Genomic DNA, 10,510 nt, shown 5'->3' with positions numbered 1-10,510 from the left:
CATTTTACCACTTTTAGCTTATGGTAGAATTATAGCATAGGAAAGCTAACACTCGCAACTAAAGTTGCTTGGCTAAACGCCTCGCTCGGTTTCATCCCTCGGATAAATCACGAGGGCTTTCACCATCGCTTACCTTGTAAGCTTCGGCATACTCAGGATTCAGTTGAATCGCTTTTTGATAGGATGTTATCGCGGCTTCCCACTGTCCTAGGGCTTTTAAGGTCATACCTAGGTGATTGTATCCCACCGCAAAACTCGGGTCAATCTTCACCGTCGCTTGATAGGCTCGCTTCGCCGTGGTGAAATCGCCAACGCTGAATAACAAATTACCTAAATTATTATAAGCTGCTAATTTAAGTTGGGGGAGAATCGGTTGCTCGATCGCGTCTTGATACTGCTGAGCCGCTAATTGAAGATGGTTCTGCTTGGTGTAAGCATTGCCTAAATGGTAATGTAATTCAAATAATACCGCAGCATCTACATAGGGATCTCTGAATCCCCGCTTAAGCAGAGTAATCCCTTCCTCCACTTGACCTATTTGCACATAAAGCGATCCTAATTTATTACACAAATATGCATCATTGGGATGATCGACGAGAAATCCTTCCATGGCATTCTTGGCTTTAGTATATTTATCCAGAGCCGCGATCGCGCCCGGTTGATAGCCATAATGTAAAATGCCCACAGTAGACAGAGAAACCACCTGCCAATCCGGTTCTCGCTGCAATAATTGAGTTACACTATCATCCACGATCGCATGGTAAGGGCGACAAAAGTGGACATCGGGGTGATGGCGAAATAAACGGGATACCAGGGAATAAGGAGATTGCGCTGCGCCCACTTCTTTACGGATGAGGTTAATCACCAAATAGCGATCATTTTTTATCGCCTGTTGGATTTCTGGTACAATTTCCGGCGTTAACACTTCATCCCCATCCAGCACCAGCACCCATTTCCCTTGGACGTATTGCAGTGCATGGTTGCGGGCGGCGGAGAAATCATTGCACCATTGAAAATGATAGACCATAGCCCCATACTCTTGAGCAATATCAATCGTGCGATCGCTCGATCCTGTATCCAGAATCACCATTTCATCCACGACAGGTTTCACACTCTCCAAGACTTGGGATAAAAAGGTTTCCTCGTTCTTAACTATCATGCACAGACTCAAATCCATACTCGATTCCCTCTTTGGTTTCCGGTCAAACATGAAACAATAGGAGACGTTGATTTCCCATTAATACTAGAAAACTATGCCAAAACCTACACAAGCCCACATGTCTCGCACGATCTCTAAGAACCAGCCCAGTGGTGCTAAGGACATGACCAAGCGCCAGATGGAATATTATATGGGAGCAAAGCTAATTGAGGTTGGGGTTAATCCCAAATCTGCGATTTATCGATGGTCCGTCGAAACTAAAGGAAGTAGTGAAGTCTGGACCTATAGCGCCTACTGGAGTGATTCTAAAGAGGAATTGTTGAAAAAGGAACAGGAATACTAGGGCGTTGGCTGGCGATACTCTAGTTACTCCTTTCCCAATCTCAGAATACCTACGCCCGCGATCGCAGGGATAAAATGGGTGTAGGGGCGGGTTTTACAAATAGCGTTCTGTCGATGTCTGACAACTTAGCTAAACCCGCCCTTTTCAGGAAGCAGGGGAAGTAACAGTTATCCAAACTTAACTTAATTGTGCGACTACCTGATTCTGCAATACTGTTTGATCAGTGAGTAAATCATCGACTGTTAATCGCAAAGCGCGATCGCGATCCACCCAAAACTTTAGTTTAATCCGATCAGGTCCTGGATTTCCTGGTGGTGTAAGCTGGGCAATGGTTTTCGCACCGTCGCGATCGTTCAATGGTTGCACTGAGGTTTTCCCGCCACCGAATTTCCGCGTCACTAAGCGATCGCCTTCAAAGTATACCTCTGTTGCCCCCGTTTCGGCACCTAATTCACCGACAATTAACTCAATACTCGGTTGGTTCTCCACTGACGCCCCTAGTACCAATTCCACCGGATTACTCATTGGATAGGGTTGTCCGGCTTTAATAATTGGATGCCAATTGTGACAATTATTCCGGCGATCCCAATAGCGGATACCATAGCTATGGTAGAGGAAATCTTGGACTTCAATTCCTTGGGCTAATTGTAGCGCTCCCTGGGCAATGGCTTCAAAGGGTTTTAGGGAACGAATCTTTTCGGCGTCAAAGTATTGCTGCACCCACTCTTGTACGGCGGGGATTTGTGCAGTTCCCCCCACCAACAACACCCCATCGATATCCGACACTTCGATCCCACTCCGCCGTGCTTGTTGCAGGAGTTGGGTCATTCTCTCATTCAGATTATCAAAAAATTGGTGATCCGTTAAGATAGTTTCCAATGTTTGCCGATCCAGATTCAGTTCATAACTCTCTAGAGTTTCATCATTAAAGTAAACTTCCGTGGCTGTGGGTGCTGAAGATAGCTTAATTTTCAGGCGTTCAGCCAATCGCGTGGTTAGAGGCGATCGCGAAATTCCTTGAGTTTGGGCAAAATAATCCACTAGCCAGTTATCAATATCTGATCCGCCTAAATTCTGCCCTGCTTTGGCTAGCACCCGGGCAATTTTGGGCTTTTGTCCCGAACGTTCCCCCAAGACTTTCTCCCCCCATTTAAGGATAAAACCCAGCGGCTTTGTTCCCGTTTGTACCTCTTGATTTAACTGCACCAGAGATAAATCTAAAGTACCACCACCAAAATCCACCACGAGGAGGGTTTCTCCTTCTGCCACACCATACCCCAAAGCAGCTGCTGTTGGTTCATCCACTATCCGTAGTTGTTCCACGGGTAAGGATTGACAAACCCCTGTCAGCCAATGGCGATAGGCTTCAAAGCTATCCACGGGTACGGTAAGAATTAAGGATTCAATTGTTTCTGTGGGGGAGGGGGAGAGTTTGGCGATAATCTGAGTGAGAAACCATTGTCCAATTTTCTCAAAACTGACGGTTTGTTCATCCAATTCGGGTAGAAATCCCTGAATCTGGGAACCTATCCCCCGTTTAAAGCTGGAGAAAAAGCGGGGATCGGTGGTAATATCTAAGCCGCGATCGCGTACTGTTTGACCAACGATAACTTTACTATGTTGGGCATCCTCAACATAGACCAAACTGGGAATCAGGGGAGGATTTTGGGCAAGTTGTACCGATAAACCGGGTAAGCTGACGGTTTCCGCTTCTCCAGTGGCGGCGTTCCATCGCGTGATAACTGTATTGCTTGTGCCAAAGTCAATTGCGTAGTTCGTCATTTGTCATTTGTTTATGTCATTTCTGTTCGCCGTTTTCTATTGTCTTTATCTACTGCTGTGAATTTTACCTAGCATCCTAAGTATTTATACTTATTGACATTAAAGTTTTATCCAAAATAAGATAACCGAAATATCCATAATTTTATCATCTAATATCACTTAACATAATTGAATGAGTAATAACCAATCTACCGAATTACCGCTCTGGGTGCAAGATCGAGAAGCTGTCCTCAGCCAGGATGAAGACGTCCAATGGAGAGCAGGAGAACGTCCGGATTACTCGCACACGAATCAATTCCTGGAACAAGAAAGAAAATTTAACCATGCAGAAGGTACATTGAATGCGATCGCGCATAATTTAGTCAAAACCTTTGAGATGGAAGCATCCCACAAAACAAATCCTCAGCAGTGGCTATCCATCGTTACCGATAAGTTTCGCATGAGCAGTAATGGAGGTCCTGAATACACAGCAGAGGATATTGTTGAGGCGGGAACCTATAACCTATTCTTAGGCGATACAGAAGATTATCGTTCTTCAGAGGAATCCTTTGATTCATCCTATCAACTTTTCCACAGGGCTTTCCCCAAGGGTTTTCATTGGGAACTCATGGAAGTGTTATCCGGTCCACCAAATGTTGTGTTTAAATGGCGTCATTGGGGGACGTTTAGTGGCTCGTTTAAAAACTATACCGCTACAGGGGAAACGATAGAAATTATTGGCATCAGTGTTGCTCAGGTTACAGAAAATTTAAAAATTCAGTCGGTTGAACATTATTTTGACAACAGTGCATTTCTTCAGAAACTGACGGCAGGTTGTCCAGTCCATTAATCAAATAATGGAATTGGGTTTCATTACGTTCTATATAAAACAGTACTATACCCAATCCAATTTGGGAACCCCCTTTATGCCTTGTCCTCACCTAAAAGGGGCTAGTTAACCCGGATGTAGTATTGGACTAACTCTTCCGTACATAATGGAATCAGTGCGGAAGAGTTGGCAACATTTATTATTCATGATTTATCGGAATTTCTACAATAAACTCTGTTCCTTGACCTGGATTTGACACACACTGAAGTTGACCTTGATGTTTTTCTACAATAATTTCGTGGCTAATCGATAAGCCTAATCCGGTGCCGCGTCCTACTGGTTTTGTGGTAAAGAATGGATCAAATATTTGGGGAATAATATCAGCACAAATGCCTGTACCATTATCGGCAATCCGAATAACAGCAAAGTCCCTGGTTTGCTGTTTATGACCATCATTGTCTGCACTCTGACTCTTCTTAACCATTTCGGTGCAAATTTTAATCACACGGGGAGCCGGTTTATTTTCTAAGGCATCAATCCCATTACTCAGCAAGTTCATAAACACCTGATTTAACTGACTGGCGTAGCAGGTAATCATCGGTAGTTTAGCGTATTCTTTAATCACTTCAATTTTGGGGCGCTTGCCTGATGCCTTGAGGCGATGCTGTAAAATAATCAACGTATTATCTATGCTTTCATGAATATCAATCGCCTTTCGCTCCGATTCATGATGCCGAGAAAAAATGCGTAAGGATTGAACAATTTGGTGAATGCGTTCTGCACCAATCTCCATAGATTTTATCACGTTTTGCCAGTCCTCACTGACGAACTCCCAGTCAATTTCATCAATAATCTGTTGAATGGCTTCTGGGGGATGGGGATAAGTTTTGCTATAGGCATTAATTAAACGAGTGAGATCGACAAAATAATTTTTAGCATACATAAGATTCCCGCCAATAAAGTTGACAGGATTATTGATTTCGTGAGCCACACCTGCCACCATTTGTCCTAAGCTGGACATTTTCTCATTATGAATCAATTGAGTTTGGGCGCGTTTGAGTTCAGCTAATGCTGTCTCCAGTTGGATCGATTTTTCCTGTTCTCGCTGAATCGATTGATGCAAGGCTTCTTCGGCTTGTTTGCGTTGGCAGATATCTTGGAGTGAACCCACCATCCGCTGAGGTTTTCCTTCCTCATCCCAGAGGGCTTGTGCGCGAGACATTACCCATTTATAGTCACCGTTTTGGCATTGCAGGCGATATTCAATTTCATAATAAGGGATTTGACGCTCCAAGTATTTTTGGGTTATTTCTATAATTTGCTCCACATCATCGGGATGGATGCGACTGATCCATTCATCGAAACGATTTACAATTTTGCAGGTGTCATCCTGGCAATTTTTATTGCCCAGAATTTCCTGAAACCGCTCAGACGTAAAAATTTCACCACTGAGCAAATTCCAATCCCAAATTCCATCATTATTTCCTTTTAAGACTAACTGCCAACGTTCTTCACTTTGGCGTAAATCTTCTTCAATTTGCTTGCGTTCTGTAATATCTTTGCCAACGGTAATAACACAGCGTTTTCCATTCAAATCTATAAACTCAGCCGATAATAATAAGGTTATAATTTCACCCGTTTTAGTCCGCCATTTCATTTCCAACTGACCCAGTGATCCTTGTTGATGTAAAAGCTGTTCAAACTGAACCATATCCTGGGGATTTACCACCAATTTCAGATCAAAAATTGTCTGACCAATGACAGCTTGTCTCTCATACCCCAATAGCTTGAGAAAGCTACAATTCACATCGATATAGCGTCCTTCTGGACAAGTGCTAATCGTAATCGGATCAGGGCTACAACTAAAGGCTTTGGCAAATTTTTCTTCTGAGATTTGGCGAGCAACTTCGGCACGTTGGCGTTCTTGGGCTTCTAGGAGTAATGAGGTTAAATCGGCAATGGAACGGGCAAAATTTTGTTCTTCTGGCGTCCAATGTCGGCCGGTTCCTATCTGTTCTACACATAACACACCCACGGTTTTCCCCCCCAATCGTAACGGAGCGTCTAGCATTGAGGTTATATTTAATACCTGTAGGTAAGACTCAATCAATTCAGAGGTTCTGGGATCATTGATTGCATCATCCGCTGCAACTAGGGGAGTCTCAATTAAGGCATTAAAATAAATAGGATAGTCAGCTAGGGCTAGGCTTAATCCAGCACTATGTTTGCAGTGACTTCGCTGAAATAAATCCAGACATTCAATATGAGTTTTTTGTTCATTATAGAGCCAGATACTGACTCGTTCAACTTCAAGGGTACGAGCAGTAACTTCGGTGATTTCCTGGAGTGCTAATTCTAAATTTTCCTGATATAGAATTTTCTTTTTAGCCAGTTTGATAAGTAAGCTATTTTGGTGGCTAAGCTGTTTCGCCTGTTCGCGAAGTTGATTTTCGGCTTGCTGGCGATCGCGAATTTCTTGTTGGAGTAAACTATTTTGTTCTTTTAACTGGTTCTGTAATCGTTGCAGGAGCAGTTGATGTTCGATCCGAACTAAAATTTCTTCCGGTTGGAACGGTTTAGTAATATAGTCAGACGCACCAATTTTCAACGCTTTAACTTTATCAGCGGCTTCCGTCAAGGCGCTTAAAAAAATGATTGGAATGTCTTGAGTTTTCGGGTTTGACTTCAGGCATTGACATACACTATACCCATCCATCTGTGCCATGACAATATCCAGTAAAATCAAATCAGGAGGCGACGATATTGCCGCATTGACGGCGAGTTCTCCACAAATAGCCCGTTGAACGTTATAGTTTTCATTTTGCAATATATCAGATAAAAAGCGTAAATTATTGGGGTTGTCGTCAACCACTAATATCGTTATTTCATCTTTTTTCAATACTGTTAATAATTCTTGACTTAGCATCACTCTCGTCCTTATGATTGATGACCGTCTGAGAAACTCGCACAATAATATCCAGTCTAAAATTATGAAGTAAATCAGTTAATGCCTTGGCTAAATCTGCCTTTTCTGTTGGCAGTTCTTGAATCAACTGAGCAATCATTGCTTCATCTAACTGATTAGCCGCCTGTGATAATTCAGTCACCCAGGCTAAAGGTAGACTGGCTAATTCTGAACAGAAAAATGAGTCTGGTTTCTCTTGTATCCTATAACCCGATCCAGGTAGAGGCAAACCATCGGATAACTCTTCATAACGATAACGCACTCCTAAATAGTGGGCAATTGTGTCAAAAATTTGCTCCTCTGTAAACGGTTTACGGAAAAAATCTTCAGAGCCGGCGGCTAAAATCTCCTCCCGCCTTTCTTCAAAGGCGCTGGCGGTTAAAGCTATAATAATGGTTCTGGGAAAATCAGGGGCTGAGTTGAGTTTAGATAAGCGTTCTTTTTCTTTAATTCTCAGCCGTCGCGTTGCTTCTAATCCATCCATCATTGGCATACGTGTATCCATAAAAATCAAGTGGGGTTGCCAACTTTCCCATAAGGCTACAGCTTCCATCCCATTTACCGCATCACGTACTTCAAAGCCAATCGGTTCGAGTAATTTAATCAGCAAAAGGCGATTTTCGGGGGTATCATCAACCACTAGGATACGATAGATCGGTTGATTGGGTTCTAAACATAAGACGCGCTGGCTAGATTGGGGCGTAACTGGGGAAACCTCTGCCGGAGAAATTTTAATATCAAATCGAAAAATCGTCCCATTTCCGACAACACTATTGACGGTAATCGTTCCCCCCATCAATTGCACAAATTTTCTGGTAATGGTTAACCCTAAACCCGTTCCTTCCGCCATTTTTTGTCCGGTTTCGGTTTGGACAAAGGCATCAAATAAGTGGTCAATCTCAGCCGAAGAAATACCCGCTCCCGTATCTTCTACTTCAAACCGGAGTCTGGGGGGAAATGCTGACAATGATGATGAATCGGTGTCTGAAGGGTTTTGCTCAATTAACGCCTCAGTTGCCAAATTTACTCGCAAGGTAACTGTACCCTGTTCAGTAAATTTAATTGCGTTACCTAAAAGATTAATCAAACAAACCCGTAATTTCTTGGCATCGGTTTTTATGGTTTGTGGAACATTGGGTGCAATGATAAAGACGAGGTTTATTTTTTTCTGCTCTGCTTTAATTTGGAACATTTCTTCCAAATTATCTAAGAGGCGATACAGATCAAAGCTGCTTTCATAGAGGGAAATAATACCGGCTTCAATTTTTGACAAATCTAAGACATCATTAATCAAATCCAGCAAATGTTCACCACTGCGATTAATAATGCCCAAATATTCGCGTTGTTCTGGTGTCAGTTTAAGATCACGAATCATCACTTGAGTAAACCCTAAAATAGCATTCAAGGGCGTGCGGAGTTCGTGACTCATATTGGCTAAAAATTCGCTTTTGGCTTTAGAGGCGGCGGCGGCGGCTTTTTCGGCTTTGCGCCGCTCTTGAATTTCCCGTTCTAATTTTTGATTGCGATCGCTTAGTTGTTGAGACAGCCGCCGAATCGTCAGTTGATGTTCCACCCGCGCCAAGACTTCTTCAACCTGAAAGGGTTTGGTAATGTAATCAACGCCTCCCACGCGAAAGGCTTTGACTTTATCTAAAACATCATCAATTGCGCTAATAAAAATGACCGGAATACCCCAAGTCTCCGGATCAGCTTTGAGGTGTTCACAGACGGTATATCCATCCATTTCTGGCATTCTGATATCCAGTAAAATTAGATCGGGTTGGGCTGATTTAGCGGCTCGAATTGCCATTTTTCCTTTGACTACACCCCGCACTTGATATCCTTGATCCGACAAGGTAGCGGATAAAACTTGTAAGTTTTCTGGGGTGTCGTCAACAATTAATAGGTTGCCTTTAGTCATTTGTAATTTGTCATTTGTCATGTATCATTCTATTGCTCCCCCTGCTCCCCTTAGAAGGGCGGGTTTAGTCAAGCTATCCGACATCAACAGAATGTTATCTGTTAAACCCGCCCCTACACCCCCTGCTTCCCTTAGAAGGGCGGGTTTAGTCAAGCTATCCGACATCAACAGAATGTTATCTGTTAAACCCGCCCCTACACCCCCTGCTTCCCTTAGAAGGGCGGGTTTAGTCAAGTTATCCGACATCAACAGAACGTTATCCGTTAAACCCGCCCCTACACCCCCTGCTTCCCTTAGAAGGGCGGGTTTAGTCAAGTTATCCGACATCAACAGAACGTTATCCGTTAAACCCGCCCCTACACCCTCTGCTTTTAGCGCTGAAGTTGACACCAATGTCCCTCAACCCGCCCCTACAGATTCACGCGCCATGCCCTCGAAGGTTGTGAAGGGTCAAAACTCCTTCATCCCTACTTCAATTAAATCGATAATTTGATCACAACGGAAGTTATTCACCATATCTGTGATAGCTTGGGCGATTGGGGCATGGGTTGGGGGGATTTGCTGAATAAGCTGGAAAATCTGCTCGTTATCAATTGAGTTTGCCGCTTGGTATAATTCATGAATCCACTCCTTAGGCATAATCGTTAGGGCTTGAGCCGTTAGGGGTTGATCAGATGCTGGGCTTTCACCCTCCAACGCTGTTGATGCCGTTGGCTGTTCGTAGACATAATGCACCCCTAAATAGTGGGCTATCTTATTAAAGATTACGTCTTCTCGGAAGGGTTTGCGAACAAAATCATCACAACCGGCTGAGAGAACCAGAGAACGCTCTTCTTCAAACGCACTGGCGGTAAGGGCTAAAACTACGGTAGCTTGACCTTTGAGATGCTCTTTGATGCGTTTAGTGGCTTCATATCCATCCATCACCGGCATTCGCATATCCATCCAAATCAGATGAGGTTCCCAGCTTCTCCAGACATTGATGGCGTCTTGCCCATTCACCGCTTCTCGGACGGAAAATCCCACGACGGTTAGCAGTTTTACTAATAGTAAGCGACTTTCTATGCGATCATCCACGACTAGGATACGGTAATTCGGTTGTCCAGGAGCCAAACCAACCACCCGAGGAGTCGCTGACTGGGTTTGTGACTCAATTCCTTCTACCAACTTTACGTCAATATCAAAGGTAAAAATAGTGCCTTGGTTCAAGCGACTCTTGACGTGAATCTCTCCGCCCATGAGTCGCACAAATTGTTGACTGATGGGTAACCCTAATCCTGTGCCTTCCAGAGATTTTCGACCTGTTTCGGTTTGCACAAAGGCTTTAAATAACGATTCAATCTCCTCTGGCGCAATACCCGGACCTGTATCTTCAATTTCAAAGCGGAGTTTTTGCTGGATTGGTGATTGGTGATTGAGATTTGGGGATTGGGGATTGGGATTTGGGGATTGGGGATTGGGATTTGGGGATTGGGGATTGGGATTTGGGGATTGGGGATTGGGATTTGGGGATTGGGGATTGGGATTTGGGG

8 protein-coding genes are annotated in these 10,510 nt (G+C 43.7%); 2 read left to right on the top strand and 6 right to left on the bottom strand.

Features of this window, described 5'->3' with window-relative positions; translation table 11 throughout:
- Positions 1 to 91: 91 nt before the first annotated feature.
- Entirely contained in the window at positions 92 to 1,177 is a 1,086-nt protein-coding gene (locus RLO19_RS08940) for a glycosyltransferase (RefSeq protein ID WP_446355670.1), read from the bottom strand.
- 76 nt (positions 1,178 to 1,253) lie between these two features.
- On the opposite strand from RLO19_RS08940, the gene RLO19_RS08935 reads away from it, so the two are divergent.
- Positions 1,254 to 1,502, top strand: a complete 249-nt coding sequence (locus RLO19_RS08935; RefSeq protein ID WP_446355668.1) for a hypothetical protein — start codon at positions 1,254 to 1,256, stop codon at positions 1,500 to 1,502.
- A gap of 177 nt (positions 1,503 to 1,679) precedes the next feature.
- Here the strand turns inward: RLO19_RS08935 and RLO19_RS08930 are convergent, their stop codons facing one another.
- Positions 1,680 to 3,284 carry an Hsp70 family protein gene (locus RLO19_RS08930; RefSeq protein WP_446355666.1) on the bottom strand — a complete coding sequence of 535 codons (1,605 nt, stop codon included), beginning with the start codon at positions 3,282 to 3,284 and terminating at the stop codon, positions 1,680 to 1,682.
- 172 nt (positions 3,285 to 3,456) lie between these two features.
- On the opposite strand from RLO19_RS08930, the gene RLO19_RS08925 reads away from it, so the two are divergent.
- Complete coding sequence (locus RLO19_RS08925) at positions 3,457 to 4,113, top strand: ester cyclase (protein ID WP_446355664.1); 657 nt, start codon at positions 3,457 to 3,459, stop codon at positions 4,111 to 4,113.
- A 178-nt stretch (positions 4,114 to 4,291) separates the two neighbouring features.
- On the opposite strand, the gene RLO19_RS08920 is transcribed toward RLO19_RS08925, so the two are convergent.
- From RLO19_RS08920 to RLO19_RS08905, 4 genes are all read right to left on the bottom strand, one after another.
- The gene (locus RLO19_RS08920) at positions 4,292 to 7,018 is read right to left on the bottom strand and encodes a response regulator (protein ID WP_446355662.1); all 2,727 of its coding nucleotides are present in this window, start codon (positions 7,016 to 7,018) and stop codon (positions 4,292 to 4,294) included.
- On the bottom strand, positions 6,978 to 8,978 hold the full coding sequence (locus RLO19_RS08915; protein WP_446355661.1) for a response regulator: 2,001 nt from the start codon (positions 8,976 to 8,978) through the stop codon (positions 6,978 to 6,980). The genes RLO19_RS08920 and RLO19_RS08915 overlap by 41 nt, the downstream gene beginning before the upstream one ends.
- Positions 8,979 to 9,002: 24 nt before the next feature.
- Complete coding sequence (locus tag RLO19_RS08910) at positions 9,003 to 9,368, bottom strand: hypothetical protein (RefSeq protein WP_446355660.1); 366 nt, start codon at positions 9,366 to 9,368, stop codon at positions 9,003 to 9,005.
- Between the two features lie 60 nt (positions 9,369 to 9,428).
- Positions 9,429 to 10,510: ATP-binding response regulator (locus tag RLO19_RS08905; RefSeq protein ID WP_446355659.1), on the bottom strand; the 1,082-nt coding region annotated here is incomplete at its 5' end.

Origin of the sequence: Coleofasciculus sp. G2-EDA-02 (assembly GCF_040226375.1) — a bacterium.
GTDB lineage: Bacteria > Cyanobacteriota > Cyanobacteriia > Cyanobacteriales > Coleofasciculaceae > Coleofasciculus.
Note: the sequence above shows the minus strand (reverse complement) of the source record. Positions and strands in the feature narration are given on the sequence as shown.

Excerpts from the sequence above, each read along its gene's own strand:
- RLO19_RS08920 (WP_446355662.1), bottom strand. The coding sequence starts at position 7,018 with ATGCTAAGTCAAGAATTATTAACAGTATTGAAAAAAGATGAAATAACG.
- RLO19_RS08935 (WP_446355668.1), top strand. The coding sequence starts at position 1,254 with ATGCCAAAACCTACACAAGCCCACATGTCTCGCACGATCTCTAAGAAC.
- RLO19_RS08940 (WP_446355670.1), bottom strand. The coding sequence starts at position 1,177 with ATGGATTTGAGTCTGTGCATGATAGTTAAGAACGAGGAAACCTTTTTA.
- RLO19_RS08915 (WP_446355661.1), bottom strand. The coding sequence starts at position 8,978 with ATGACTAAAGGCAACCTATTAATTGTTGACGACACCCCAGAAAACTTA.
- RLO19_RS08930 (WP_446355666.1), bottom strand. The coding sequence starts at position 3,284 with ATGACGAACTACGCAATTGACTTTGGCACAAGCAATACAGTTATCACG.
- RLO19_RS08925 (WP_446355664.1), top strand. The coding sequence starts at position 3,457 with ATGAGTAATAACCAATCTACCGAATTACCGCTCTGGGTGCAAGATCGA.